The sequence below is a fragment of the Pseudomonas thermotolerans DSM 14292 genome, assembly GCF_000364625.1.
Taxonomy (GTDB): domain Bacteria; phylum Pseudomonadota; class Gammaproteobacteria; order Pseudomonadales; family Pseudomonadaceae; genus Aquipseudomonas; species Aquipseudomonas thermotolerans.
Genome location: NZ_KB822601.1, coordinates 1 through 26516 on the forward strand (window position 1 = coordinate 1; position 26516 = coordinate 26516).

Consider the following 26516-nt stretch of genomic DNA (forward strand, 5'->3'; position numbering starts at 1 on the left):
GCGATCAGCTCCCAAGCTGCATCCGGGAGTTCGTAACGCTTTGCCATGCGGGCCTCCAGCCTGTCATGGCGCCGATTCTACCCGTTTGGACTTTTCGTACAGAACCTAACACACATGAGCGCGGTCTTTCGAGCCAAGCCAAGGACCGTCCGACTGTGCCAGCGAAAATCGCCACAAGTGTCGCTTACCCCCGGGCCGCGCTCCCGTCTAGGATGGAACATCCCCGCCCGGAGCGCCGCCATGTACATTCCCTCCGCCTTTCGCCAGGACGACCTTGCCGAACTGCACCGGCAGATCCGCGCCAGCCGGCTGGCCACGCTGGTCAGCCAGAGCGCGGAGGGGCTGCAGGCCAGCCACCTGCCCCTGCTGCTGGAGCCCGAGGAGGGCGAGTTCGGCACCCTCTACGGGCATATCGCCCGCGGCAACCCGCACTGGCGGGCGCTGGCCGCGGACGGCGAGGCGCTGGTGATCTTCAACGGCCCGGACGCCTACATCACCCCGGCCTGGTATCCGGCCAAGGCCGAGCATGGCAAGGTGGTGCCGACCTGGAACTACATCGCCGTGCATGCCTACGGCCGCGCCGAGATCTTCGAGGATGCCGAGCGCCTGCTACAGGTGGTCAGCCGCCTCAGCGACCGGCACGAGGCCGGTCGCCCCACGCCCTGGTCGGTGGCCGATGCACCGCGCGAGTACATCGACACCATGCTGCGCGCCATCGTCGGCTTCGCCCTGCCGATCCGTCATCTGGAAGGCAAGTGGAAGCTCGGCCAGAACCGCAGTGCCGCTGACTTCCAGTGCGTGCGCGAGGGGCTGGCCGCCAGCCCGGATGCCCGCGACCGCGAGCTGGCCGCCCGTATGAACGACCTGTAAGGAAGGAACCCCATGAGCATCGAGATCCGCCCGGTCGAAGCCAACCACCATGCCGCCTGGCTGCCCCTCTGGCAGGGCTACCAGCGCTTCTACGCCACCGAGATCCCCGCGGCCACCAGCGCGCTCACCTGGCAGCGCTTCCTCGACCCGAACGAGCCCATGCACGCCGCTCTGGCCTGGCAGGACGGCCGCGCCGTGGCCCTGGTGCACTGGATCTTCCACCGCTCCTGCTGGACCAGCGGCGACTACTGCTACCTGCAGGATCTGTACGTCGCCGAGGACTGCCGCGGGAACGGCATCGGCCGTCAACTGATCGAACATGTCTATGCCGAGGCCCGCGCCGCCGGGGCCAGCCGCGTGCACTGGCTGACCCAGGAGAGCAACTACCGCGGCCGCCAGCTGTACGACCAGGTCGCCGAACGCCCCGGCTTCATCCAGTACCGCAAGCTGCTGTGAGAGAGGCACCACGCAGCCAGGCGCGGCGTCCCCGGAGGTCGCTTAGAGGGGTTCTTCGGAGGCGCGCGCCTTGCCGCGCCGGCGGAATTCCACCGGGGTCTCGCCAACCCAGCGCTTGAAGGCCCGGTAGAAGGTACTCGGCTCGGAGAAGCCGGTGCGCTCGACGATCACCTCGATGCGCTCGTCGGTATTCAGCAGCAGCTCCTTGGCCAGCCGGCAGCGGTAGTCGGTAATCAGATCGTTGAAACGCACCCCGGCCATGGCCAGGCGCTCGCGCAGGCGGCGCGGCGGCATGCCGAGGCGTCCGGCGACCTGCTCGAGAGTCACCCCGCCGTTGACCAGCAGCTCGGCGATCAGCTCGCGGACCTGGCGCACCAGGTCCAGGCGTTCCACCTCGGCCAGCTGGCGGCGGGCCAGGGACTCATGGATGCGCAGCAGCTCCGGCGCGGCATGCCGCGACGGCTTGGCCAGCACCGCGGCGTCGAAGCTCAGCGCGTAGCGCTCGGCGCCCAGCTCGGCCGGACAACCGTAGACCTCCAGGTAGCGCTCCGGCGGCGCCCCCTCCTCGTGCATCAGCTGCACCCGCAGCGGCCGGAACTCCTGGTCGGTGAGCGCGCCGAACAGGCGGATCACCGCGCCGGCGAGCATCTCCGGGAAATGCCGGCTGCTGCCCTGCTCCATGCCGAGGGACAGCACCGCCACCGCGCCATTGACCTCCAGGCGCGCGCTCAGGGTGTCGGAGAGCAGGCGTGCATAGCGCAGCGCGTGGCGCAGACCGTCGCCGAAGGTTTCGCTGGAGAGGAACAGGTATTCGAGCAGCAGGCCGTGGAATGCCGGCAGGTGGGCGGCCAGGTAGAGACCGACATGTTCTTCGCCGCATTCCTCGGCGGCCGCCTTCCAGAACTGCGCCTGGGCAGTATGGGGAAAACGCCCGGATGGCAGCTCTCCCGGCGCCAGGCCGAGGCGCGCCAGAACACGGTCCGGGTCGGCGCCGCTGGCACGCAAGGCGTCGATCACCGGGCGCATCAGCGCTACATCGTCGGTCAGATCACGCATCATGGTCGCAGAGGTTCTTATTGTCCGTTTGGCGCGGCCATCTTAGGCAGTTTTACCCCCCGGACTCAACCGGGATTGACCGCCTCGCCGGCGTCTACCGCCGGGCTGCCAATGCATGCGCGGCGCAGCTGGCTAAGCTGCCGCGATCTGCATCGAGGAGACTTGTCCATGGCCATCGACTGGCACGAGCTGCCCACTCCCCCCGCCCTGCCCGGTCTGTTCCTCAAGGCCGCGCTGCGTCGCAAGGTGACCGGCCGGACGCTGCCGGACTTCGGCCTGCGCAGCCAGGTCAGCGTCGATCCCCGCCACCTGGCCCGCTACCGGCAACTCTGCGCGGTTGCCGACGACGGCTGCCTGCCGCCGGCCTACCCGCATCTGCTGGCCTTCCCCCTGCAGATGCAGCTGCTCACCGATCCGCGCTTCCCCTTCCCGCTACTCGGTCTGGTCCACCTGGAGAACCGCGTGCGCGTACTGCGTCCGCTCGGTGGGCTGGGGCCCTTCCGGGTCGGCGTGCGTCTGGCGGACCTGCAGCCCCATGCCAAGGGCGCAGTGTTCAGCCTGATCACCAGCCTGGAGGACCAGCTCGGCCTGCTCTGGGAAGGCGACAGCCGCCTGCTGTGCCGCGCCGTGCGCCTGGACGGCAGCCCGGCGGAAGCGCCTCAGGAAGAGGCACTGCCTCTGACGCCCCTGGCCGACTGGTCGGTGCCAGCGAACATCGGCCGGCGCTATGCGCGGGTTTCCGGCGACTTCAACCCGATCCATCTGAGCCCCCTGTCCGCCCGCCTGTTCGGCTTTCCGCGCGCCATCGCCCACGGTCTGTGGAGCAAGGGCCGCGCCCTGGGCGCCCTGGCCGGCCATCTGCCGCGCACCGGCTACGAGGTGGCGGTGCGCTTCCAGAAGCCGGTGCTGCTGCCCGCCCATGTCGGCCTGCTGGCCAGCGCGCCGGGCGAGCGCGGCCAGTTCCGCCTGGAAGGCGGCCAGGACATCGTGCACATGAGCGGTAGCTGGCAGCCTCTCGCCCAGATCTGATAGCCCAGCCCCGACCACCGCTGCCCGCCCCCGGGCAGCGGTGCTTGCCTGCCGGGCTCCGGGCGCCGAAGCTATGCGGCTTGCAAGGAGAAAGCCGCATGAACCTCGACGAACTGACCCGGCGCCTGCACGCCATCCGCGACCGCAACCAGTGGCAGCGCTTCCACAGCCCGAAGAACCTGGCCATGGCCGCCAGCGTAGAGATGGCCGAGCTGGTGGAGATCTTCCAGTGGCTGAGCGAGGACGAGTCGCGTCGCCTGTCTCCCGAACAGCTCGAACACGCCGGCCAGGAAGTGGGCGACATCGTCCTCTACCTGCTTCTGCTCTGCGCCGAGCTGGGCATCGACATGGACCAGGCGGTGCGCGCCAAGCTGGCCGACAGCGAACGGCGGTTCGCCTGATGAACGACCGCCACTTCGACGAACTAGCCACCCGCTTCGCCGAGAAGATCTACGGCGGCGCCAAGGGCGCCATCCGCCTCGCGGTGCTCCAGGCCGATCTCGCCGAGGTCCTGCCGGAACGCCCGCTGCGCGTGCTGGACGTCGGCGCCGGGCTCGGTCACATGGGCCTGTGGCTGGCCGAACGCGGTCACCGGGTGACTCTCGCCGAGCCGGCCGCCCCCATGCTCGCCGCGGCCCGCGAGCGCTTCGCCGCCGCCGGGCGCGAGGCCACCTTCCTCCAGGCGCCCTGGCAGGAGCTGCCTGGGCAGCTCGCCGAGCCCTTCGACCTGGTGCTCTGCCACGCGGTGCTGGAATGGCTGGCCGAGCCCCACGCCATCCTGCCGGTGCTGCACCGCCTCACCACTCCCGGCGGCTGGCTGTCGCTGGCCTTCTACAACAAGGATGCCTTGATCTACCGCAACCTCCTCAAGGGCCACTTCCGTAAACTGCGCAGGCAGCGCTTCGCCGGTGAGAAGCACAGCCTGACTCCGCAGCAACCCCTCGATCCACGCGAGCTGGCCGCGCAACTCGACGGGATCTGGCGGGTCGAATGCACAAGCGGAGTACGGGTGTTCCACGACTACATGCCGGCCGAGTTCCAGGCCAAGGCGGACCTTTCCGCCCTGCTGGAGATGGAACTGGCCTACCGTCGCCACCCAGCCTTCGCCGGCCTCGGCCGTTACCTGCACTGGATCTGCCGACCGCTGTAGGAGGTCGCCATGCAACGCCCAATGCTCGTCCTGCCACTCTGCCTGGGCCTTTGCGCCTGCCAGAGCGAGAACCCCTACCGGGCCGAGTCCGTGCCGCTGCCGCCTGCCCCGGCGCAGGCGGACCATACCCTGGACCTCAGCGCCTATCCGCCGGCACCGCTGGACTTCGCCCGCTACCGCACCTGGAGCTGGCTGGCCCCGCCGACCGGAACCGGCGAGCTGAGCGCCGAGCAGGTCCTGCAGATCCTCGGCAGCGGTCTGGAACAGCGCGGCTTGCGTCAGGCCCGGCCCGGCCAGGCGGCGGACCTGCAGGCGCGCGCCGAGCTGCGCGTCGAGCAGCGCCTGTACCAGAGCTACGACGACTACGGTGGCTGGTACGGCTACGGCCACCACCACTGGCACGACCACTACGGGCTGTACGGCCAGGTGCCGGTGGTGCGCACCTATCGGCGCCCGGTGCTGGTGCTGCGCCTCGACCTGATCGATGCCGGCAGCGGCCAGCAGGTGTGGAGCGGCGTCGGCGAGGCTGGCGGCTACGCCGATAGGAGCACCGAGGCGCTGCGCCAGGCGACCCGCAATGCCCTCGAGCGCTTCCCGCCCAACTGATCGGCTTGTCGCCGGCGGGCGCCTGGGCTTGGCTAGAAGAAGGGCCGGCGCACGGAGTGCCTCGTCGGCCCCGTCTCGAGAGGATGCATCATGTCGTACCGCTACCTGTTGATCCCCGCGCTGCTGCTCGCCGCCTGCCAGAGCATCGAGCTGAGCCGCGACTACGACCGCAGCCGCGATTTCGCCAGCTACCGGACCTGGAGCTGGAAACAGCCGCCCCTGCTCTACGCCCCGGACGACCCACGCCTGAAGAGCGATCTCACCGAGCTGCGCATCCGCGAAGCGGTCGACCAGCAGCTAGAACAGCGCGGCCTGCGTCCCGCGCCGGCGGGTAGCCAGGGCGACCTGCAGGTCCAGGCCGCGCTGATCGTCGAACAGCAGCAGAGCCAGTACACCACCAGCTACGGCAACCACTGGGCCGGTTACTGGGGAGGCTACTGGGGCGGTCCGGTGGTCACCGAGGTGCGCAACGTCAGCTACAAGGTCGCCACTCTGCAGATCGACCTCTACGACAGCCGCGACGGCAAGCTGGTCTGGCGCGGCAGCGGCGAGCAGATCATGCGCAGCGCGCCACCCAGCCCGCAGGAACGCGAAGCGGCGATCCGTGAGACGGTAGGCAAAGTGCTATCACAATATCCGCCACACTGAGGCTCCGTTTCAGGAGCAGGAATCCCCCGAGCATGACAGCTGCGTCCCTCACCCACCGCCCGGCCAGCGCCGGCGACCTCGGCGAAGTCATCACCTTCGTGGAGAACCCCGACGAACTCTTCTTCGCCTATCCCAAGGCCGCCTGGCCGCTGACCGTCGGCCAGCTCGCCGCGGTGATGGCCGAGCGCCGCGACAGCACGGTGGCGCTGCTCGACGAGAGGGTCGCCGGCTTCGCCAACTTCTACCAGTGGCAGCACGGCGAGAGCTGCACCCTGGGCAACCTGATGGTGGCGCCCTGGGCCCGCGCCCGGGGCGTGGCCCGCTACCTGGTCGGAGTCATGGAGCAGCTCGCCCGCCACCACTACAAGGCCCACAGCCTGCGCATCTCCTGCTTCAATGCCAATACCGCCGGCCTGCTGCTCTACACCACCCTCGGCTACCGACCGCAGGCCATCGTCGAGCGCCGCGACCCACGCGGCCTGCGAGTCGCCCTGGTGCAACTGGAGAAAGCCCTTGAGTGAAGTGCAGCGCGTCCTGATCCTGGTCAACAGCGGGCCGAGTACTCCGGCGCGCTGTGCCGCGCCCTTCTACACCGCCACCCTGCTGGCCTGCATGGACGCCGAGGTGACCCTGTTCCTGAGCGGCGAAGGCACCCAGCTCGCCCGCCGTACGGTGGCCGAGAGCCTGCGCGCCGCCGAAGACGGCGAGCCGTTGCTGCACTTCATCCGCCAGGCCAAGCTGGCCGGGGCGCGCCTGCTGATGTGCCGCGCCCCGGGCGTGGAGATCGACGAGACGACGCTGATAGACGAGCTCGACGAGATCAGCAGCGGCGGCGAACTGGCCCAGATGATCCTTGAATACGACCGGGTACTGACGTTATGAACCTGCACGGCCTGGAATTCCCCGACCATCTGCTCTACGCCCCGAACTACAACCTCTGGCTGCGCGAGGACGGTGACGCCCTGGTGCTCGGCCTGACCACCTACGGCTGCGCCCTCTACGGGCAGATCTTCGCCTTCACCCCCAAGCGCGACGGCTGGCACATCGACAAGGATCGCGGCTTCGGCGTGGTGGAGTTCGCCAAGGCCGCCGCTGCGGCGCGCAGTCCGCTGGCCGGCACCCTGCTGGCCAGCAACCAAGCCGTAGTAGAGCGCCCGGGGCTGATCAATCGGGACTGCTACGGCGAGGGCTGGATGATCCGCCTGAAGCCCGACGACTGGCCGGCGGTGCGCGGCGAGTTCCTGAGCGATGAAGCGGCGCTGGAAGCCTTCGCCGCACGCATGCGTGAGGACGGCTTCGACCCGCAGGCCGACGGCGTGCAGGCCCTGCGCAGCTCCTAGCGCGAAGCGGGAGGGAACATGACCGGCCGCTCCGCCCGCCCCGTCCTGCCCTGCTGCTGGCCGGTTGCGCGAGCCAGCCGCGCGCGGGCGGCGCCTGCGGCAAGGCAGGATGCATGCCAGCCCCCGGAAACCCCGAAAAATCCCTTTGATGACAAGGACTTGCGCGACATCTTCGAGTCTCCCGCCAGACGCTCTGCCTCACAGGCCGCCCTACGCCCCGGGATAGGCAGGCCATTTCTGGCCCATGCGACGCCAAGACCCTGATTTACAAAGGAAAATTCCCAGGCCATTTTTGGCCCGGGCGGGTCAGGAATGACCCGGTCGCTCCCGCGCGACCTGCCGACTGGTCGAACGACCGCACCCGGGAAGCTCCCGAGCGTGGTGGCTGGAAGCCGGCTTGCTTGCCAGCGGTCAGCTGGGTGTGACTGGTGATCGGATTACGGTAGCCGGGGGCGTGGTCGGACAGCAGCATGGCCAGTCCCTCGATATCGTTGCGCCGGTCGCGGCGCTGCCTCTTGCCCTCGGTGCGCCAACTGCTGGACTTCCTCGCCGAGGAGTTCGCCAGAAGCGACGTGGCCTGACGAATTCGACCGCAAGAGGCGGAGTGCACCGCCGCAGGCGCGGGCTTAACCTGAACCCAGCATCGAGCGGAGGACGTACCATGAACGCGAACGAGCGAGGCCAGGCCATCGAACGCGATCCGCGCTGGGCGGCCGTGCTGGCCCGAGACCCGGCGGCTGACGGACAGTTCGTCTATGCGGTGAGAACCACCGGGGTGTACTGCCCGCCGAGCAGCCCGGCGCGCCTGCCGCGTCCGGAGAACGTGGAATTCTTCGCCAGCGCCGCGGAAGCCGAGGCCGCCGGCTACCGGCCGAGCCGCCGGGCTCGCGAGCAGACCCGCCATGCGGCGCTGGTGGCCGCCGCCTGCCGGCGCATCGAGAGCGCCGAGCAGCCACCCAGCCTCAAGGAGCTGGCCACCGAGGCCGGGCTCAGCGCCCATCACTTCCACCGCCTGTTCAAGGCACACACCGGGCTGACGCCCCGGGCCTACGCCCTGGCCCGCCGCGGCCGCCTGGTGCGCGAACGCCTCGGCCTCGGCGAGCAGGTCACCGAAGCCCTCTACGCCGCCGGCTTCGGCGCCAGCAGCCGCTTCTACGCACAGGCCGACCGGCTGCTCGGCATGAAGCCCAGCGCCTACCGCAACGGCGGCGCTGCCACCCGCATCCGCTTCGCCCTCGGCCAGTGTTCGCTGGGCGCCATCCTGGTGGCACAGAGCGAGCGCGGGGTCTGTGCGATCCTCCTGGGCGACGATCCGGAAGCGCTGCTGCGCGACCTGCAGGACCAGTTCCCGCGCGCCGAGCTGATCGGCGGCGACAGGGACTTCGAACGACTGGTCGCCCGGGTGGTGGGCTTCATCGAGGCTCCGGGGATCGGCCTCGACCTGCCGCTGGACGTGCGCGGCACCGCCTTCCAGCAGCGTGTCTGGGAAGCGCTGCGGGAGATTCCACCGGGCACGACCGCCAGCTATGCGGAGATCGCCCGGCGCATCGGCCGGCCCCAGTCGGTGCGCGCGGTGGCCAGAGCCTGCGCCAGCAACCGTCTGGCAGTGGCCATCCCCTGTCACCGGGTGGTGCGCAGCGACGGCGGCCTGTCCGGCTATCGCTGGGGCGTGGCCCGCAAGCAGGCGCTGCTGGAGCGCGAGGCACGGGAGGCGCAGGCCACCACACCCGGCGAGGCAGACGCCCCGCCGCCCGCCTGCTGAATCAGCGCGCCTGCTGCCACTCCTCCACCAGCAGGCGCAGCAGCTCGGCGGCCGGCAGCGCCCGGGCCAGGGGGGCGCCCTGCCCGGCCCAGTACGCGGCGAAGTCCTCACAGCCCCGCGCACTGGCCGCGGCGTGCAGCGCCTTGCCGGCCGCGTAGGCGATCGGGTAGTCGGGGCGCGGCACGCCCGGCACGTCCACCTCCAGGTGCATGCGGTTGACCAGCCCTCGGGCCGGGCGTCCGGAGATCGCCGCGGTGATCGCCGTGTGCTCGGCCTGGGGGCTCTGCAGCGCGGCCCGGTAGGCGGCGTTGGCGGAGGATTCGGGGCAGAGGATGAAGGCGGTGCCCAGCTGCGCGGCGCCGGCCCCCAGGGCCAGCACCGCAGCGATCCCTGCGCCGTCCATGATGCCGCCGGCGGCGATCACCGGCAGGCGGACGTGATGCACCAGCAGACGCACCAAGGCCAGGGTACCGAGCCCCACATCGCCCTGCTCGGGGGCGAACACCCCGCGGTGGCCGCCGGCCTCGATGCCCTGGGCGATCACTCCGTCGAGGCCGGCGGCCTGCACCTGGAGGGCCTCGTCCAGGCTGGTGGCGCTGGCCAGCAGGACGATGCCGGCAGCCTTGAGGGCGCGGATCGTCGCGGCATCCGGCAGGCCAAAGTGGAAGCTGACTACCGCAGGGCGTTCGGCGAGCAGCAGCTCGAGCATGGCCGGATCGGCGAGGAAGCTCGGGTAGGGCTCGGCCAGGGCCGCCGGCGGGCGGGCTCCGAACTCGGCGAAGAATGGCTCGAGATGCGCCAGCCAGGCCGCCTCGCGGGTCGCATCGGGCTGCGCCGGACGGTGGCAGAACAGGTTGAGGTTGAACGGCCGGTCGGTGAGCGCGCGGGTCGCCGCGATCAGCTCGCGCACCTGGGCCGGGGTGCTGGCGCCGACGCCCAGGGAGCCCAGCCCGCCGGCATTGCTGACCGCCGCAGCGAGCTGCGGGGTGGACACCCCAGCCATGGGCGCCTGGATGATCGGGTACTGGATACCGAGTAGTTGGCAGAGCGGTTGGCGCATGGCGGACTCCTCCGGTCAGGGAGTCGGCACTATGGCAGAGGCGCCCGGGGCTAGCCAGAGGCCACGGCAGAAAGCTGTCCAGCCGCTCAGGATGCGTTTTTCCGACGGGAAAAACACGCGCACAAAGACTTAAGGGCTTCGGCTAGAATCCGCCGCGATTCGCCGTGCGCCTGGCTCCGAGCTCGCTCTCCCCCCGGAAGGCCCGACCGTCCAGACAGGTTCGAATCCCAGAAGAACAGACACACCATTAGGAGCCAATCACGATGAACCGCGCAGTCAAATCCCTCGCGCTGGCTGGCGGCCTGCTTGCCGCCAGCCAGGCCACCGCCGGCGACCTGCTGCAATGGCAGGACAACAGCCTGACCTTCCTGTGGGGCAAGGATTTCCAGGTGAACCCGCCGGTCCAGCAGACCTGGACCTTCGAGCACGCCAGCGGCTGGAGCTGGGGCGACCTGTTCATCTTCATCGACCAGATCAACTACCAGGGAGCACCGGACGGCCAGGCCGGCAAGGACACCTACTACGGCGAGATTTCCCCGCGTCTGTCGTTCGGCAAGATCAGCGGCGCCGACCTGTCCTTCGGGCCGATCAAGGACGTGCTGCTCGCCGCCACCTACGAGCGTGGCGAAAACAGCAACCAAGTCTATCTGCTCGGCCCGGGTTTCGACCTGAATATCCCCGGCTTCGACTACTTCCAGCTGAACTTCTACTACCGCAAGCCGGACGGCATCAGCGGCCAGCCCAAGGGCCAGTGGCAGGTTACCCCGGCATGGTCCTACACCCTCCCAGTGGGCAACTCCGACCTGGTGATCGACGGCTACATCGACTACGTGTGGAACAACAAGGACGGCTCGTCCAACCGACCGACCGACATGCACGCCAACCTGCACGTCAACCCGCAGATCAAGTACGACCTGGGCAAGGCCCTGAGCTGGACCGCGGTGAAGAAGTTCTACGTGGGCGTGGAATACGACTACTGGTCGGACAAGTACGCCATCGAGGACAGCCAGGCCTTCCGCACCGACCAGAGCGCCCTGAGCTTCCTGGCCAAGGTGCACTTCTGATCTGACTCCCTCTCCCTGCGCCTTGCGCGGAGGCCAGAACGCCGGACCGCCCTCCCAGTGTCGGCCCGGCGTTTTGCCATCAGGCCCGCACGGTCTCGGCGGCGCCGGCCTCCTCCTGACGGCGGCCGAACCACTGCGGCAGCAGCGAACCGACCAGCATCCCCGCCACGCTCAACAGCAGGCCGGCCAGCTGCGGCGGCCAGAAGGCCTCCTCGCTGCTGGTGAACTCCAGGTACAGCCAGGAAGTCAGGCCGCAGGCGATGGCCAGCAGCGCGCCCTGGGTACTGGCGCGCCTCCAGAACAGCCCGGCGAACAGCGGCACCACGGCGGCCACCAGGGTCACCTTGTAGGCGTTGCCGACCATCTCGTAGATGGAGGCATCGGAATACAGCGCGAAGACCAGGGTGGCGAGGGCGCAGCCGAACACCGTGACGCGCATGGCGAGCAGGAACTGGCGGTCATCCAGCGCCGGCAGGAAACGCTTGAGGATGTTCTCTGTGAAGGTCACCGAGGGCGCCAACAGGGTGCCCGAGGCAGTGGACATGATCGCCGATAGCAGGGCGCCGAAGAACAGGATCTGCGCGAACAGCGGGGTGCGCTCCAGAATCAGGTGCGGGAGGATCATCTGCGCGTCCTCGGCCAGCCAGCGCTGCACCATCGCCGGGTCGATCATCGACGCCGCGTAGGTGAGGAAGATCGGCAGCATGCAGAAGCCCAGGTAGAAGCAGGCGCCGGCCATGGAGGCGCGCGCGGCGATGGTCTCGGTCTTCGCCGACATCACCCGGGCGTAGACGTCCTGCTGGGGGATGGAGCCGAGCATCATGGTCACCGCGGCGCCGAGGAAGGCCACCAGATCGCGCGGCTCGAAGGAATGGATGAAGGTGAACTTGCCCTCGTTGGCCGCTTGGGCGATCACCGCCTCGGGGCCGCCGGCCATGTCGCCGATCAGCCAGGTCAGGTAGAGCAGACCGACCACGATGATCAGCATCTGCATGAAGTCGGTCAGCGCCACCGACCACATGCCGCCGAACAGGGTATAGAGCAGCACGATCAGGGTGCCCAGCAACATGCCCTGGGTGGTGCTGATGGCGCCCTCGGAAATCACGTTGAAGACCACCCCCAGGGCAGTCAGCTGGGCAGCGATCCAGCCCAGGTAGGAGGCGATGATCACCAGACTGAGGATCAGCTCCACGTTGGGCCCGAAGCGCTTGCGGAAGTAGTCGCCGATGGTCAGCAGGTTCATTCGGTACAGCGGTCGGGCGATGATCAGGCCGACCAGCATCAGGCAGCCGAAGGAGCCGAAGGGATCCTCGACGATGCCGGCGAAGCCTTCCTCGATGAAGGTGGCGGGGATGCCCAGCACCGCCTCGGAGCCGAACCAGGTGGCGAACACCATGGCGGCGACCAGGGGAAAGGACATGCTGCGCCCGCCGGCGGCGAAGTCCTTGGCGTTCTTGACGCGGGTGGAGGCGTAGAAGCCCACGCCGACGGTTACCAGCAGGTAGGCAGCGACAAACCAGATCAGCATTGGTTGTTGTTTCCTGAGCTCGCTCGCCGGCAACGGGAAGCGCACGACGAGTCGCGCAGGGCACCGCGGCAGACGAAGTTCTTGTTATCGGAGGCAGCGCGGGGGCGGCCCCTGCCTGAAGCGGGGCAGTCTGCCAAAGGCGTAAAATATGTCAAACGATCGAGCGAGAACTGAACAGAAAAAATGACAGCCTGCCGGCCGGCAGCCGCGAGGGAGCGAAACGATAAATTCTCGCGCCGCCCAAGGGTATGCGCGAAGCAGTAGGAACCGACCAATGGCAGCGCATCCCCGCCTGATCCCCGGGGATCGCCGCCTGGCCAGGGCGTCCGGCGCCTGCCAAGCCGAGACCAGAGAAGGAAAACCGCCATGCCCAGCCCAGCACTCATCCGGCAACGCCTGCAAGCCCTGCACGAGGACGGCTATGTGCTCATCCCCGGCGTGCTCGACGCCCGGCAGATCGCCGAGCTGCGCCAGGCCATCGACGCCCTGCGGTCCATCCACTGGGACTACCAGGGCCTGGTGGTGGACCACTACAAATGCGTGTTCAACCGCGACCCGCTGTGGCTGCCCTACCTGGACCTACCGGGGGTCATCGAGCTGGCCGAGGCGGCTCTGGGTAGCGACTGTCACGTGATCGGCCAGACCGCCTGGCGCTGCCATCCCGGCTTCATCGGCGCCGACCTGCATCTGGACTACCTGGTGATGGAGCTGCCGGAAAGCCTGCTGGCCGATCCGCAGTTCCGCCTGCCCATGCAGATCTGCACCGCGCATATCTACCTGGACGACATCGACGCCGACCTCTGCCCGACCCTGGTGATCCCCGGCAGCCACCGCGCCGGCCGCGCGCCGCGTCCCGGCGAGACCACGTGGCACGGCCGCGCCGCCGAGCCGGTGCTGTGCCGGGCCGGCGACGTGCTGGTGTTCCGCAGCGAGCTGTGGCATGCCGGCAGCCGCAACCGCAGCAGGGAGCGCATCCGCTACCTGCTGCAGGTGCACTACGGGCGGCGCATGGTGGCGCAGAAGTTCTCACCCTACCTGGAATTCCACTTCACCCCCGAGGTGCTGGCCGCCTGCACGCCGCGCCAGCGCCGCCTGCTCGGCGACCACCAGGCCGCCGAGTACGATTGATGGCAGCGGCAGGGAACCCGCGACTACCCTGTTGTCCAATGAGCACCCTTCCCTCACGGAGCCCGTTCCATGCCCCGCCTGCTCGTCACCCTACTGTCCATCCTCGTCCTTGCCGGCTGCGCCAGCCTGGGTCAGCAAGAGCCGCTGCGCGTCGACCTGGCTGGCCTCGACCCCATGCCGAGCGAGGGTATGGAGATGCGCTTCGCGGTCAAGCTACGGGTGCTGAACCCCAACGACCGGGCAGTGGGCTACGACGGCGTGGCCCTGAACCTGGAGGTCAACGGCCAGCCCCTGGCCTATGGCGTGAGCGATGAACGCGGCGAGGTGCCACGCTTCGGCGAGACGGTGATCAGCGTGCCGGTGACCATCTCGGCCTTCTCCATGTTCCGCCAGGCCTGGGGGCTGAGCAGCAAGGCGCCACGGCAGAGCCTGCCCTACCGGCTGAGCGGCAAGCTGGGCGGCGGGCCCTTCGGCGTCGAACGCTTCAACGCCGAGGGCGAGCTGAGCCTGCCACCGCTCGTGCGCTGACCGCCCGGCCGGTGGCAAGCATCCACCGACCGCCTCCCCCCTGGACGGCAAAACCCTATACACTATGCGGCCTTTTGACTTCACGACGAGGCCAAGCCCATGAGCACCCTGCCGCCCTGCCCCAAGTGCAATTCCGAATACACCTATGAGGACGGCAGCCTGCTGGTCTGCCCGGAATGCGCCCACGAGTGGTCCGCCGAAGCCGCCGCGGAAGGCGCCGGCGAAGACACCCGGGTGATCAAGGACTCGGTGGGCAACGTCCTGCAGGACGGCGATACCGTTACCGTGATCAAGGACCTCAAGGTCAAGGGCTCGTCCCTGGTAGTCAAGGTCGGCACCAAGGTGAAGAACATCCGCCTGGTGGATGGCGATCACGACATCGACTGCAAGATCGACGGCATCGGCGCCATGAAGCTGAAGTCGGAGTTCGTCAAGAAGGCCTGACGCAGGGCGCCGGGCCCACGCCCCGGCGCCTCCCCCCTTTTCAGGGCCTGGCGACGCTGGCCAGGCGCCGCGCAGACGACAGGCAGCGCGCCCCGTGATCCGGGCGCGGCCAGAGGGTAATCGACGGATGCCTGAATGCGCCGCCGGCGCCGCGCCCGACGGTCAGGCCTACACGCTGGCGAGCCGCGGCCTGGGCACGGCGATGATCCGCCAGTCGTCGCCCACCGCGCGGATGTCGCGGATTTCCAGGTCCTGCGCCTCGACCATGCGCGCCAGCGGCAGCTCGAGCAGCGGCCGTGCGCTGGAGCCGAGGAACTTGGGCGCGACGAACAGCTGGTACTCGTCCACCAGCCCCTGGCGGGCGAAGGCCCCAGCCAGGCGCGGGCCGGCCTCCACCAGCACCTCGTTGGCGCCGCGCGCGGCCAGCTCGACGAGCAGCTTGCGCAGGTCTACGTGACCGTTGCTGCCGGGTACCGCCAGTAGTTCGTGGCCCTCGGCGAGGAAGCGGTCACGCGCCGCGGCCGCCGCGCAGGTCGCCACCAGGGCCGCGCCGGCCTGGTAGAAGGGCGCGTCCAGCGGTACCCGCAGGCGACCGTCGACCAGCACGCGCAGCGGCGGGCGGGTCAGCGCCAGGGCGGTCTGCTCGGCGCTCAGGCCCAGCTCCTCGGCGCGCACGGTAAGCCGCGCCCGGTCGGTGAGCACGGTGTCGGCGCCGCTCAGCACCACGCTGGAGCGGGCGCGCAGGCGCTGCACCTCGCCGCGCGCCGCCGGGCCGGTGATCCACTGACTCTCGCCACTGGCCATGGCGGTGCGGCCGTCCAGGCTCATCGCCAGCTTGACCCGCACGTAGGGCAGACCGGTTTCCATGCGCTTGATGAAACCGAGGTTGAGATCCCGCGCCTCCCGCTCCAGCACCCCGCTGTGCACCGCGATGCCGGCCTCGGCGAGGCGCAGCAGGCCGCGCCCGGAGACCTGCGGGTTGGGATCCTGCATGGCCGCCACCACCCTGGCCACGCCGGCGTCGACCAGCGCCTCGGCGCACGGCGGAGTGCGGCCGTGGTGGCTGCACGGCTCCAGAGTCACGTAGGCGGTGGCGCCGCGGGCCCGGTCGCCAGCCTGGCGCAGGGCGTGCACCTCGGCGTGCGGTTCGCCGGCGCGGACGTGCCAGCCCTCGCCGACCACCTGGCCGTCGCGCACCAGCACGCAGCCAACGCGCGGGTTGGGGTGAGTGGAATACAGGCCCCTGCGCGCCAGTTCGAGGGCGCGGGCCATGTAGCGGGCGTCGAGGGAATCCTGCTGGATAGCGGTCATTCTTTGGCCGGTTCACGGGCGAGGCGGTCGATCTCCTCGCGGAACTCGTTGAGATCCTGGAAGCGCCGGTACACCGAGGCGAAGCGGATGTAGGCGACTTCGTCGAGCTTCTGCAGCTCGGCCATCACCAGTTCGCCGACCACCCGGGACTTGACCTCCCGTTCGCCGGTGGCGCGCAGCTGGTGCTTGATGTGGCCGATCGCCGCCTCCAGCCGCTCCAGGCTCACCGGACGCTTCTCCAGGGCGCGCTGCATGCCGGCACGCAGCTTTTCCTCGTCGAACGGCTGGCGGCTGCCATCCTGCTTGATCAACCGGGGCATCACCAGTTCGGCGGTCTCGAAGGTGGTGAAGCGTTCGCCGCAAGCCACGCACTCGCGGCGGCGGCGGACCTGTTCGCCCTCGGCGACCAGACGGGAGTCGATCACCTTGGTGTCATTGGCGGCGCAGAAGGGGCAATGCATAGAAGGATGGCGCGGTGCGGAAGTGGAGCGGTCATGGTAGCGCATCGCGACGCCGAGACAAATGCGCCGCTTGCCGCACCCCGAGGGCCTGGCGCCGGCGCTCGCGACGGAGCGCCGGCGGGGCGTCTCCCCTTTAGTTGAAGGGAGTGGGAATCGGGGTCTGCGCGGTGGACGGCGGCAGGATCGGCAGGGCGAAGGACGGCTGCTCGCCGGTCAGGGTCTTGAGGAAGGCAGTGATCTTGCCGATCTCATCCTCGCTCAGCTTGCGGCCCAGCTGCAGGCGCGCCATCACGTCCACGGCCTCCTCGAGCTTCCAGTAGGCGCCGTCGTGGAAGTACGGGTAGGTCAGTTCCACGTTGCGCAGGGTCGGCACCTTGAACTTGAAGCGGTCGACGTCCTTGCCGGTCAGGCCGGCGACGCCCTCGGCGGGGTTGTCGGTCTTGTAGGGCTCGACCAGCCCCATCTTCTGGAAGGAGTTGCCACCCAGCGCCGGGCCGTTGTGACAGGCCACGCAGCCGATCGACTTGAACAGCCGGTAGCCCTCCAGCTCGGTCTGGCTGATGGCCTTTTCGTCCCCCTTGAGCCAGCGGTCGAAGCGCGAGTCGGGGGTCACCAGGGTCTTCTCGAACTCGGCGATGGCGTCGGTCACCTCGTCGATGGTGATCTCGTCGACCTTGTAGACCTTGCGGAACGCCTCCTGGTACTGCGGGATGGAACGCAGCACGTCCACCGCCAGCACGTGGTTGGAGGCCATCTCCTTCTGGTTGGCGATGGGCCCGCCGGCCTGCTCCTTGAGGTCGGCGGCGCGGCCGTCCCAGAACTGCGCCAGGTTCAGGCTGGAGTTCAGCACGGTGGGGGCGTTGATCGGGCCCTTCTGCCAGTTATGGCCGATGGACGTGGGGAGGTTGTCGCTGCCGCCCATGCTCAGGTTGTGGCAGGAGTTGCAGGAAATGAAGCCAGACTTCGACAGGCGCGGATCGAAGAACAGCTGCTTGCCGAGCTCGACCTTCTCCGGATTGGTGACTTGCGCCGGGGCGATGGGCTGAACCGGCTCGTTGGCATCGGGAAGCGCCGCCCAGGCATTCAGGCTCATGCAGAGCCCCGCCGACAACAGGGACAGGATGCGCATTGGTGACCACTCCTCATCAGTTTTTGCTTTGCGATCAGTGTCTTACAGCCCCATGCAGGGCGTGTTGACGCAGATCAAGCAACATGATGTCAACTTGCCATATGAGGTCGCTGGACAGGAACGGACGGCTTTCCTAGAGTGCGCAGTTCAGTCCACGACAGGAGTCCGCCATGAGCCTGGAATCGGTCCGCGCCTTCCTCGCCGCCAAGGCCCCGGATATCGAGATCATCGAGCTGGAGACCAGCACCGCCACCGTCGCCCTGGCCGCCGAGGCCCACGGCGTGGAGCCCGGGCGGATCGCCAAGACCCTGTCCCTGCGCGTCGGCGAACGCACCCTGCTGGTGGTAGCACGCGGCGACGCCCGCCTGGACAACCGCAAGCTCAAGGAAACCTTCGGCGCCAAGGCCAAGATGCTGGATGCCGAGAGCGTCGAGGCGCTCACCGGCCACCCGGTCGGCGGCGTCTGCCCGTTCGGCCTGGCCACCCCACTGCCGGTGTTCTGCGACGTTTCCCTGCGCGCCTTCGACGAGGTGATCCCCGCCGCCGGCGCCCGTCACAGCGCGGTGCGCCTCTCTCCGCAGCGCCTCGCCGAACTGGTGGACGCCGAATGGGTGGACGTCTGCCAGGAACTGGTGCCCGCCTGATTCGCCCTCCGGCAAACGCTTGACGAGCCGCGCCGGCTTTGCGCCGGCCGTTCGGCGGAGTAAGGTCGCAAGGTCAGCCATCAAGGAAGAGTGCCATGGCCAGCAACAAAGCCAGTTCCCCGCGCCAACAGAAGCACCTCGCGGTGCTGATCGATGCCGACAACGCCCCGGCCGCCATCGTCGAGGGGCTGTTCGAGGAAATCGCCAAGTACGGCATCGCCAGCGTCAAGCGCATCTACGGCGACTGGACCAGCCCACAGCTGGGCAAGTGGAAGCAGGTGCTGCTCGACCACTCCATCCAGCCGATCCAGCAGTTCGCCTACACCCGGGGCAAGAACGCCACCGACAGCGCGCTGATCATCGACGCCATGGACCTGCTCTACACCCGGCGCTTCGACGGCTTCTGCCTGGTCTCCAGCGACAGCGACTTCACCCGCCTGGCGGCGCGGCTGCGCGAGGAAGGCCTGACCGTCTACGGTTTCGGCGAAAGCAAGACGCCCGATCCCTTCGTGCGCGCCTGCGACAAGTTCATCTACACGGAAATCCTCCGCGCCAGCCGGGAACCCGCCGCCGAGTCCGACCAGGACAAGGAGCGCGGCGAGACGCCCGCCGAACCGGCCAAGGACTCCGCCAAACCGAAAGCCCAGAAGGTGCCGGTGGAGTTCATCGCCAAAGTGCTCGACGACATCGCCGACGACGAGGACGACTGGGTACAACTCGGCGCCCTCGGCCAGAACATCGACAAGCTGCGCCCGGACTTCGACCCCCGGCTGTACGGCTACAAGAAGCTCAGCGAGCTGATCAAGGCGCAACCCAGGCACTTCGAGCTGGTCACCCGGGAAAGCGGCTCGGGCAACAAGGTGCTGTACGTGCGCAATCGGCGTCCGGCGGCCAAGTAGCGCCGATCGCAAGCCCCCTTAGCGGAGCCCCCACGACCTGAAAAAAGAGTGTCAAGGAGATCCAGATGCCAGGTTGTCTGAATTCCGAGCCTCTGCTCGTTGCTGCCCGTCGCAAGCATCTTTCTCTATCATGCCTGCAACCCCGGGACCGCAACTGGACGAGTCCATACGCATAGCGACCGCGCTCAGGGATCTGGCCGTGCGCCCGGCCAAGGGCGGCAGCAAATGACCCAGTGAAAACCGGGCCGGAACCTTCCCGGCCTTCTCCATCCCCCGGATGCCCTGCAGGTCATCCCTAAACCCGACAGGAAAGGAATCCCCATGATCAGTCTCGAATTTCTCCTCACCTCCCTGGTAGTCGTCCTGATCCCCGGCACCGGCGTGATCTACACCATCTCCATCGGGCTGACCCGCGGGCGGATGGCGAGCGTCTATGCGAGCCTCGGCTGCACGGCTGGGATAGTGCCGCACCTGCTGGCTACCATCCTCGGCCTGGCGGCGGTGCTGCACACCAGCGCGCTGGCCTTCCAGGTGCTCAAGTACGCCGGGGTCGCCTACCTGCTGTACATCGCCTACGCCACCTGGCGGGACCGGTCGGCCTTCGCGGTGGACGGCTCGGCGGCCCAGGGCGGCGCCATGCGGATCATGGTCAAGGCGTTCCTGCTGAACATCCTCAATCCCAAGCTGACCATCTTCTTCCTGGCCTTCCTGCCGCAGTTCGTGGACCCGGCCAGCCCCCGGCCGCTGCTGCAGCTGCTGACCCTGAGCGGCATCTTCATGGCTCTGACCTTCGCGGTCTTCGTCCTCTACGGCCTGGTGGCCCATGCCTTCCGCCGCCTGGTGATCGAATCCGCGGCGGTGCAGCGCTGGCTGCGCTACGGCTTCGCCGCGGCCTTCGCCGGGCTCGGCGCCAAACTGGCAGTAAGCGAGCGCTGATCCGTCGCCGCCGGGCGGACAACGAAAAAGCCGGTCACATGACCGGCTTTTTCGTTTCGCTCAGGCTGTCTCAGCCGTTGCTGGGGAAGGCGAACTGCGCCGCCTCGTGGCTGGCACGCTGCGGCCAGCGCTGGGTGATGGCCTTCTTGCGGGTGTAGAAGCGCACGCCGTCCGGGCCGTAGGCGTGCAGGTCGCCGAACAGCGAGCGCTTCCAGCCGCCGAAGCTGTGATAGGCCACCGGCACCGGCAGCGGCACGTTGACGCCGACCATGCCCACCTCGATCTCGTCGCAGAACAGCCGGGCGGCCTCGCCGTCGCGGGTGAACAGGCAGGTGCCGTTGCCGTACTCGTGCTCGTTGATCAGCTGCATGGCCTCTTCCAGGCTGCCGACGCGGACCACGCAGAGCACCGGGCCGAAGATCTCTTCCTTGTAGATGCGCATGTCCGGGGTGACGCGGTCGAACAGACAGCCGCCGAGGAAGAAGCCGTCCTCGTGGCCTTCCACCTTGAGGTTGCGGCCGTCCACCACCAGCTTGGCGCCGGCGCGCACGCCGTCTTCCACGTAGCCGACCACCTTGTCGCGATGCGCGCCGGTGACCAGCGGGCCCATGTCCAGGCCACAGGAGGTGCCGGGACCGACCTTCAGGGCCTGGATCTGCGGCACCAGCTTCTCGATCAGCGCGTCGGCCACCTGGTCGCCGACCGCCACCACCACGGAGATGGCCATGCAGCGCTCGCCGCAGGAGCCGTAGGCGGCGCCCATCAGGGCGTTGACGGCGTTGTCCAGATCCGCGTCGGGGAGCACCACGGCGTGGTTCTTCGCGCCACCCAGGGCCTGCACGCGTTTGCCACGCTTGGCGCCCTCGCTGTAGATGTACTCGGCGATCGGGGTCGAGCCAACGAAGCTGATGGCCTTGACTTCCGGCGCCTCGATCAGCGCGTCCACGGCTTCCTTGTCGCCGTTGACCACGTTGAGCACGCCCTTCGGCAGGCCGGCCTGGTGGAACAGCTCGGCGACGTACAGGGCGGAGCTCGGATCGCGCTCGGAGGGCTTGAGGACGAAGGTGTTGCCGCAGGCGATGGCCAGGGGATACATCCACAGCGGCACCATGGCCGGGAAGTTGAACGGGGTGATGCCGGCCACCACGCCGAGCGGCTGCAGGTCGCTCCAGGCGTCGATGTTCGGGCCGACGTTGCGGGTGTACTCGCCCTTCAGGTGCTCGGGGGCGCCGCAGGCGAACTCGACGTTCTCGATGCCGCGCTTCAGCTCGCCGAGGGCGTCTTCGATGGTCTTGCCGTGCTCCTGGCTGATCAGCCGGGCGATGTTGTCCTGGTTCTCCTCGAGCAGCTGCTTGAAGCGGAACAGCACCTGGGCGCGCTTGGCCGGCGGGGTGTTGCGCCAGGCCGGGAAGGCAGCCTTGGCGGCGTCGATGGCCTGCTGCACGGTGGCTCGGCTGGCCAGTTCGACCTGGGCGCTGACCTGGCCCAGAGAGGGGTTGTAGACGTCGGCACGGCGCTCGCCGGCGGTGACCCGTTCGCCATTGATCAGGTGCGGGATGATGCTCATGGGAAACTCCAATGTCGAAAGTCGGAAACGTGGTCCGGGCGGCACCCTCGGCCGCCCGGCGATGATCGCTGGCCCGCCGGCGCGGGCGGCACGTCAGGCGGTCTGGTTGAGGGCCTCGCCGACCGCGTCGAACAGCCGGTCGAGCTCTTCCGGGCTGCTGGTGAAGGTCGGCCCGAACTGCAGGCAATCGCCGCCGAAGCGCACGTAGAAGCCGGCCTTCCAGAGCTGCATGGCCGCCTCGAAGGGGCGCACGATGGCGTCGCCGTCGCGCGGGGCGATCTGGATGGCGCCGGCCAGACCGCAGTTACGGATGTCCACCACGTTCCTTGCGCCCTTCAGGCCGTGGATGGCCTTCTCGAAGTGCGGCGCCAGCTCGGCGGCACGCTGCACCAGGTTCTCCTTCTCCAGCAGGTCCAGGGCGGCCAGGCCGGCGGCGCAGGCCACCGGGTGCGCGGAGTAGGTGTAGCCGTGGGTGAACTCCACCGCGTATTCCGGGGTGGCCTGGTTCATGAAGGTCTCGTAGATCTCCCGCGAGGCGATCACCGCGCCCATGGGGATGGCGCCGTTGGTCACCTGCTTGGCGACGTTCATGATGTCCGGAGTGACGCCGAAGTATTCCGCGCCGGTCCAGGCGCCCATGCGCCCGAAGCCGGTGATCACCTCGTCGAAGATCAGCAGGATGTTGTGCTGGTCGCAGATCTCCCGCAGACGCTGCAGGTAGCCCTTGGGCGGCACGATGACGCCGGCGGAGCCGGACATGGGCTCGACGATCACCGCGGCGATGTTGGAGGCGTCGTGCAGCTCGATCAGCTTGAGCAGCTCGTTGGCCAGCGCCAGGCCGCCGGTCTCCGCCTGGCCGCGGGTGAAGGCGCAGTCGGCCTGCAGGGTGTGCGGCAGGTGGTCGGCATCCATCAGTTGGCCGTACAGCTTGCGGTTGCCGCCGATGCCGCCGAGGCTGGTGCCGGCGATGTTCACGCCGTGGTAGCCGCGGGCCCGGCCGATCAGCTTGGTCTTGGTCGGCTGGCCCTTCAGGCGCCAGTAGGCGCGGGCCATCTTCACCGCGGTGTCGGCGCATTCCGAGCCGGAGTTGGTGTAGAAGACGTGGTTCAGTTCGCCGGGGGTCAGGGAGGCGATCTTCTCGGCCAGCTGGAAGGACAGCGGGTGGCCGAACTGGAACGCCGGGGCGTAATCCAGGGTACCCAGCTGGCGGGCCACCGCGTCCTGGATCTCCTTGCGCGAGTGGCCGGCACCGCAGGTCCACAGGCCGGAGAGGCTGTCGAAGACCCTGCGGCCCTGCTCGTCGATCAGCCAGTTGCCTTCGGCGGCGACGATGATCCGCGGATCCTTCTGGAAGTTGCGGTTGGCGGTGAAGGGCATCCAGTGAGCGTCCAGCTTGAGCTGGCTGGAGACAGACGGGGTAGCGGTCTGCGGCATGTTCATGGCGGGCCTCGCAGGCGGTTCGGGTTCTTGTTGGGAGTAGCATGGCTCCCGGCTTGTTGCCAGCAAGATCGCACGGGCCTAAAGTCAGGAAAATTCAAATTTTCCAATCTTCAGATTAGCGATCACTAAACAAATGAGTAGCCACAGGCCCACCCCGCTGACCCAGGTCAGCGATTTCGATATCCGTCTGCTCCGCCTGTTCCGCAGCGTGGTGGAATGCGGCGGCTTCTCCGCCGCGGAAGGCACCCTGGGCATCAGCCGCTCGGCGATCAGCCAGCAGATGAGCGACCTGGAACAGCGCCTCGGCCTGCGCCTCTGCCAGCGCGGCCGCGCCGGCTTCGCCCTGACCGAGGAGGGCCGCGAGGTCTACAACTCGGCGCTGCAGCTGCTCAGCGCACTGGAGAGCTTCCGTACCGAGGTCAACGGCCTGCACCGCCATCTGCGCGGCGAGCTGAACATCGGTCTCACCGACAACCTGGTGACCCTGCCGCACATGCGCATCACCCATGCCCTGGCGCGCCTCAAGGAGCGCGGTCCGGACGTGCGCATCAACATCCGCATGGTCCCGCCCAGCGAGGTGGAGCGCGGCGTGCTCGACGGCCACCTGCACGTCGGCGTGGTACCGCAGAGCGGCGCGCTGTCCGGCCTGGAGTACCAGCCGCTGTACGAGGAACGCTCGCTGCTCTACTGCGCGGTGGGCCACCCGCTGTTCTACGTGGACGACGCCAAGCTGGACGACGCCCGCCTCAACGCCCAGGAGGCCATCGCCCCCACCTTCCGCCTGCCCGGCGAGATCCTCGCCCACTACCAGGCGCTGAACTGCACCGCCAGCGCTTCGGACCGCGAGGGCATGGCCTTCCTGATCCTCACCGGGCGCTACATCGGTTACCTGCCCGACCACTACGCCAACGTCTGGGTCCAGCAGGGCCGCCTGCGCGCCCTCAAGCCGGCGACTCGCTTCTACGACCTCAGCCTGGCCTCGGTGACCCGCAAGGGCCGCCGCCCCCACCTGGTGCTGGAGACCTTCCTCGAAGTGCTGGCGGCGACGGTCTGATTCCCCCGCGGCGCCCCCGACGGCACTCGCCCACCGCCACTGCGCCAGCGGGGTCTATCCTCGAACGATGCGCCCGCCGGGCGTCTGCCCCTTCACCGAGTGCCACCACGGAGGCCATCCATGCCCAGCCGTCGTCACTTTCTCCAGGGCGGCATCAGTCTCGCCGCCCTCGCTGCCCTGTCCCCCTGGCTGTCGACCGGCGCCCTGTCCGCCGGCGCGCCTCTGCTGCAGCGCACCATTCCGCGCAGCGGCGAGATGCTGCCGGTGATCGGCCTGGGCACCTCGCAGACCTTCAACGTCCGCCTCGACGACGCCAGCCTGGCGCCGCTGCAGCAGGTGATCGAGACCTTCTTCGCTGGCGGCGCCAGGGTGATCGACACCGCGCCCAGCTACGGCGCCGCCGAGCAGGTCACCGGCGAGCTGCTCAAGCGAACCAGCAACCAGGACAGGGCCTTCCTCGCCACCAAGCTGTCCTCCACCGGCCGGGCCCGCGGCCAGGCGCAGTTCGAGATCAGCCAGGAGGCGCTGCAGCGCAGGAACATCGACCTGGTGCAGGTGCACAATCTGCAGGACACCAGCACCCAGCTGGGCCTGCTGCGCGAGCTGAAGCAGCAGGGGTTGGTCCGCTACATCGGCATCACCCATTACGTGGAGTCCGCCCACGACGAGCTGATCGCCGTGCTGCAGCGGGAGAAGGACATCGACTTCGTGCAGTTCAACTACTCGGTGGGCGAGCGCGGCGCCGAGCAGCGCCTGCTGCCTTACTGCGCCGATCACGGCCTGGCCACCCTGATCAACCGGCCGTTCCAGCGCGCCGCCCTGCTCAGCCGGGTGAAGGACCGGCCGCTGCCGGACTGGGCCGCCGAGCTCCAGGCCACCTCCTGGGCGCAGCTGCTGCTGAAGTTCATCCTCGCCCAGCCGGCGGTGACCGTGGTGATCCCGGCCACCTCCAATCCGCGCTACATGGCCGACAACCTGGCCGCCGGCCGCGAGCCCCTGCCGGATGCGGCGCTGCTGAAGAAGATCGTCGAGGCCTTTGCCTGATACCCAGATGAGCCCCAGCCAGCGCCTTGCCAGCGCCATCAACGCCCGGCCCGGCGAACTCGCAGCCGCGCTGTGCGGCTGCGCGCTGTTCTTCTGCCTGTTCGCCGGCTACTTCATGCTGCGGCCGATCCGCGAGGCCATGGGCATCCTCGGCGGGGTGGAGAACCTGCAGTGGCTGTTCAGTGCCACCTTCCTGGCCATGCTGGTGACCGTGCCGCTGTTCGCCTGGGTCAATTCGCGAGTACCAAGGCGCCGCTACCTGGACTGGGTGTACGGCTTCTTCGCCCTCAACCTGGTCGGCTTCGCCGCGCTGTTCCAGGCCGGCGAATCGGTGTGGGGCGGGCGTGTGTTCTACGTGTGGATCTCGGTCTACAACCTGTTCGTGGTCTCGGTGGCCTGGAGCCTGATGGCCGACGTGTTCGACACCCTGCAGGCGCGCCGGCTATTTCCCTTCATCGCCGCCGGGGCGAGCTGCGGTGGACTGGCCGGGCCGGCCCTCGGCGCCCTGCTGGTCACCCCCCTCGGCCAGGGCGGCCTGACCCTGCTGGCCGCCGGGCTGCTGGCCGTCACCCTGCTCGCCAAGCACTATCTGATGGCCTGGCGGGAAACCCGCGGCGCCGGACGCCCCGGCGCGCCGCCCAGCGAAAGCCCGGCGCGGCCGGTGCTCGGCAATCCGTTCAGTGGCATCCTCCTGGTGCTGCGCTCGCCCTATCTGCTGGCGGTCGGCGCTTTCGTCATCCTCCTGGCCACCGCCAGCACCTTCCTGTACTTCGAGCAGGCCCGCCTGGTGGCCGCCAGCTTCCCGGAGCGCGCCGCGCAGATCCGCGTGTTCAGCCTGCTGGACTTCGCCGTGCAGGCCCTGTCCCTGGCCGCCCAGCTATTCATCGCCGGGCGCCTGGCCGAGCGCCACGGCCCGCGCGTCCTGCTCGCCGGGGTGCCGGCGCTGGTCTGCCTGGGCTTCCTGGCCCTGGCCCTGGCGCCGACCTTCACGGTGCTGGCGGTGGTCATGGTGCTGCGCCGGGTCGGAGAGTACGCCTTCGTGCGCCCCGGCCGGGAGATGCTCTTCGCGCCCCTGGCCGCGCACAGCAAGTACAAGGCGAAGAACTTCATCGACACCGTGGTGTACCGCGCTGGCGACGCCCTGAGCGCCTGGGCCAAGGCCCTGCTCGACGGTCTCGGCGCCGGGGTGCTGCTCGCCGCCCTGGCCGGCGCCGGCTGCGCGGCCCTGTGGGGCGCCCTGGGCTGGTACCTGGGCGGCCGCCAGCCGACCAGGCCGGCCGCGGATGCGCCCCGGGCCTAGCGGATTCCCGCCGTGCGGCTTGTCGGGAGCCGGGCAACTGGGGTATCTGTGCACCCAGCCAC

29 protein-coding genes are annotated in these 26516 nt (G+C 68.8%); 21 read left to right on the forward strand and 8 right to left on the reverse strand.

Going from position 1 to position 26516, the window contains the following annotated elements; all coding sequences use genetic code 11:
* Positions 1–240: 240 nt before the first annotated feature.
* On the forward strand, positions 241–870 hold the full coding sequence (locus H165_RS0102895; protein ID WP_017937405.1) for an FMN-binding negative transcriptional regulator: 630 nt from the start codon (positions 241–243) through the stop codon (positions 868–870).
* A gap of 12 nt (positions 871–882) precedes the next feature.
* A complete protein-coding gene (locus tag H165_RS0102900; protein WP_017937406.1) occupies positions 883–1326 on the forward strand; it encodes a GNAT family N-acetyltransferase in 444 nt (147 codons plus the stop codon).
* 42 nt (positions 1327–1368) lie between these two features.
* On the opposite strand, the gene H165_RS0102905 is transcribed toward H165_RS0102900, so the two are convergent.
* On the reverse strand, positions 1369–2382 hold the full coding sequence (locus H165_RS0102905; RefSeq protein ID WP_026146316.1) for an AraC family transcriptional regulator: 1014 nt from the start codon (positions 2380–2382) through the stop codon (positions 1369–1371).
* A 168-nt stretch (positions 2383–2550) separates the two neighbouring features.
* On the opposite strand from H165_RS0102905, the gene H165_RS0102910 reads away from it, so the two are divergent.
* From H165_RS0102910 to ada, 9 genes are all read left to right on the forward strand, one after another.
* Positions 2551–3411, forward strand: coding sequence for a MaoC family dehydratase (locus H165_RS0102910; RefSeq protein ID WP_017937408.1), 861 nt, complete (start codon positions 2551–2553; stop codon positions 3409–3411).
* Between the two features lie 98 nt (positions 3412–3509).
* Positions 3510–3812, forward strand: a complete 303-nt coding sequence (locus H165_RS0102915; RefSeq protein WP_017937409.1) for a nucleotide pyrophosphohydrolase — start codon at positions 3510–3512, stop codon at positions 3810–3812.
* Positions 3812–4561, forward strand: a complete 750-nt coding sequence (locus H165_RS0102920; protein WP_017937410.1) for a methyltransferase domain-containing protein — start codon at positions 3812–3814, stop codon at positions 4559–4561. The genes H165_RS0102915 and H165_RS0102920 overlap by 1 nt, the downstream gene beginning before the upstream one ends.
* 9 nt (positions 4562–4570) lie before the next feature.
* Positions 4571–5167, forward strand: coding sequence for a DUF4136 domain-containing protein (locus H165_RS0102925; RefSeq protein ID WP_026146317.1), 597 nt, complete (start codon positions 4571–4573; stop codon positions 5165–5167).
* Positions 5168–5257: 90 nt separating this feature from the next.
* Positions 5258–5815 carry a DUF4136 domain-containing protein gene (locus tag H165_RS0102930; protein ID WP_017937412.1) on the forward strand — a complete coding sequence of 186 codons (558 nt, stop codon included), beginning with the start codon at positions 5258–5260 and terminating at the stop codon, positions 5813–5815.
* 32 nt (positions 5816–5847) lie between these two features.
* Positions 5848–6336, forward strand: a complete 489-nt coding sequence (locus H165_RS0102935) for a GNAT family N-acetyltransferase (protein WP_017937413.1) — start codon at positions 5848–5850, stop codon at positions 6334–6336.
* Positions 6329–6697: a DsrE family protein gene (locus H165_RS0102940; protein ID WP_017937414.1), complete on the forward strand. Its 369-nt coding sequence runs from the start codon at positions 6329–6331 to the stop codon at positions 6695–6697. The genes H165_RS0102935 and H165_RS0102940 overlap by 8 nt, the downstream gene beginning before the upstream one ends.
* Entirely contained in the window at positions 6694–7155 is a 462-nt protein-coding gene (locus H165_RS0102945) for a glycine cleavage system protein H (protein ID WP_017937415.1), read from the forward strand. Before H165_RS0102940 ends, H165_RS0102945 begins: the two co-directional genes overlap by 4 nt.
* Positions 7156–7816: 661 nt before the next feature.
* Positions 7817–8917: a bifunctional DNA-binding transcriptional regulator/O6-methylguanine-DNA methyltransferase Ada gene (gene ada / locus H165_RS18305; RefSeq protein WP_017937416.1), complete on the forward strand. Its 1101-nt coding sequence runs from the start codon at positions 7817–7819 to the stop codon at positions 8915–8917.
* A 1-nt stretch (position 8918) separates the two neighbouring features.
* Here ada and H165_RS0102960 read toward each other — a convergent pair whose 3' ends face one another.
* On the reverse strand, positions 8919–9977 hold the full coding sequence (locus H165_RS0102960) for an NAD(P)H-dependent flavin oxidoreductase (protein WP_017937417.1): 1059 nt from the start codon (positions 9975–9977) through the stop codon (positions 8919–8921).
* Positions 9978–10240: 263 nt separating this feature from the next.
* Between H165_RS0102960 and H165_RS0102965 the strand changes: the two genes are divergently transcribed.
* Complete coding sequence (locus tag H165_RS0102965) at positions 10241–11041, forward strand: outer membrane protein OmpK (RefSeq protein WP_017937418.1); 801 nt, start codon at positions 10241–10243, stop codon at positions 11039–11041.
* A 79-nt stretch (positions 11042–11120) separates the two neighbouring features.
* Here the strand turns inward: H165_RS0102965 and H165_RS0102970 are convergent, their stop codons facing one another.
* Positions 11121–12569, reverse strand: a complete 1449-nt coding sequence (locus H165_RS0102970) for a high affinity choline transporter 1 (protein ID WP_017937419.1) — start codon at positions 12567–12569, stop codon at positions 11121–11123.
* Between the two features lie 366 nt (positions 12570–12935).
* On the opposite strand from H165_RS0102970, the gene H165_RS0102975 reads away from it, so the two are divergent.
* From H165_RS0102975 to H165_RS0102985, 3 genes are all read left to right on the forward strand, one after another.
* Positions 12936–13697: a phytanoyl-CoA dioxygenase family protein gene (locus tag H165_RS0102975; protein ID WP_017937420.1), complete on the forward strand. Its 762-nt coding sequence runs from the start codon at positions 12936–12938 to the stop codon at positions 13695–13697.
* Between the two features lie 69 nt (positions 13698–13766).
* On the forward strand, positions 13767–14225 hold the full coding sequence (locus tag H165_RS0102980) for an LEA/WHy family protein (protein ID WP_017937421.1): 459 nt from the start codon (positions 13767–13769) through the stop codon (positions 14223–14225).
* Between the two features lie 99 nt (positions 14226–14324).
* A complete protein-coding gene (locus H165_RS0102985) occupies positions 14325–14669 on the forward strand; it encodes a zinc ribbon domain-containing protein YjdM (protein ID WP_017937422.1) in 345 nt (114 codons plus the stop codon).
* 168 nt (positions 14670–14837) lie between these two features.
* Here the strand turns inward: H165_RS0102985 and ribD are convergent, their stop codons facing one another.
* The 3 genes from ribD to H165_RS0103000 all read right to left on the reverse strand — a co-directional run bounded on the left by ribD (position 14838) and on the right by H165_RS0103000 (position 17570).
* Complete coding sequence (ribD, locus tag H165_RS0102990) at positions 14838–15980, reverse strand: bifunctional diaminohydroxyphosphoribosylaminopyrimidine deaminase/5-amino-6-(5-phosphoribosylamino)uracil reductase RibD (protein WP_017937423.1); 1143 nt, start codon at positions 15978–15980, stop codon at positions 14838–14840.
* The gene (gene nrdR / locus H165_RS0102995) at positions 15977–16441 is read right to left on the reverse strand and encodes a transcriptional regulator NrdR (RefSeq protein WP_017937424.1); all 465 of its coding nucleotides are present in this window, start codon (positions 16439–16441) and stop codon (positions 15977–15979) included. Before nrdR ends, ribD begins: the two co-directional genes overlap by 4 nt.
* 133 nt (positions 16442–16574) lie before the next feature.
* A complete protein-coding gene (locus H165_RS0103000) occupies positions 16575–17570 on the reverse strand; it encodes a cytochrome-c peroxidase (RefSeq protein ID WP_017937425.1) in 996 nt (331 codons plus the stop codon).
* A 170-nt stretch (positions 17571–17740) separates the two neighbouring features.
* Here H165_RS0103000 and H165_RS0103005 point away from each other — a divergent pair, with 170 nt between their 5' ends.
* The 3 genes from H165_RS0103005 (at position 17741) to H165_RS0103015 (ending at position 20049) form a co-directional block, all read left to right on the forward strand.
* Positions 17741–18214 (forward strand): YbaK/EbsC family protein, encoded by a 474-nt coding sequence (locus tag H165_RS0103005; protein WP_017937426.1) that lies wholly within the window; start codon positions 17741–17743, stop codon positions 18212–18214.
* 95 nt (positions 18215–18309) lie between these two features.
* The gene (locus H165_RS0103010; RefSeq protein ID WP_017937427.1) at positions 18310–19113 is read left to right on the forward strand and encodes an NYN domain-containing protein; all 804 of its coding nucleotides are present in this window, start codon (positions 18310–18312) and stop codon (positions 19111–19113) included.
* 321 nt (positions 19114–19434) lie between these two features.
* On the forward strand, positions 19435–20049 hold the full coding sequence (locus tag H165_RS0103015) for a LysE family translocator (RefSeq protein WP_017937428.1): 615 nt from the start codon (positions 19435–19437) through the stop codon (positions 20047–20049).
* A gap of 70 nt (positions 20050–20119) precedes the next feature.
* On the opposite strand, the gene H165_RS0103020 is transcribed toward H165_RS0103015, so the two are convergent.
* Complete coding sequence (locus H165_RS0103020) at positions 20120–21616, reverse strand: CoA-acylating methylmalonate-semialdehyde dehydrogenase (RefSeq protein WP_017937429.1); 1497 nt, start codon at positions 21614–21616, stop codon at positions 20120–20122.
* A gap of 93 nt (positions 21617–21709) precedes the next feature.
* Complete coding sequence (gene aptA, locus H165_RS0103025) at positions 21710–23056, reverse strand: omega-aminotransferase AptA (protein WP_017937430.1); 1347 nt, start codon at positions 23054–23056, stop codon at positions 21710–21712.
* 133 nt (positions 23057–23189) lie between these two features.
* Between aptA and H165_RS0103030 the strand changes: the two genes are divergently transcribed.
* The 3 genes from H165_RS0103030 to H165_RS18310 all read left to right on the forward strand — a co-directional run bounded on the left by H165_RS0103030 (position 23190) and on the right by H165_RS18310 (position 26454).
* Positions 23190–24110: a LysR family transcriptional regulator gene (locus H165_RS0103030; RefSeq protein WP_017937431.1), complete on the forward strand. Its 921-nt coding sequence runs from the start codon at positions 23190–23192 to the stop codon at positions 24108–24110.
* 120 nt (positions 24111–24230) lie between these two features.
* Entirely contained in the window at positions 24231–25154 is a 924-nt protein-coding gene (locus H165_RS0103035) for an aldo/keto reductase (protein WP_017937432.1), read from the forward strand.
* 7 nt (positions 25155–25161) lie between these two features.
* Positions 25162–26454 carry an NTP/NDP exchange transporter gene (locus H165_RS18310; RefSeq protein WP_017937433.1) on the forward strand — a complete coding sequence of 431 codons (1293 nt, stop codon included), beginning with the start codon at positions 25162–25164 and terminating at the stop codon, positions 26452–26454.
* Positions 26455–26516 lie beyond the last annotated feature (62 nt).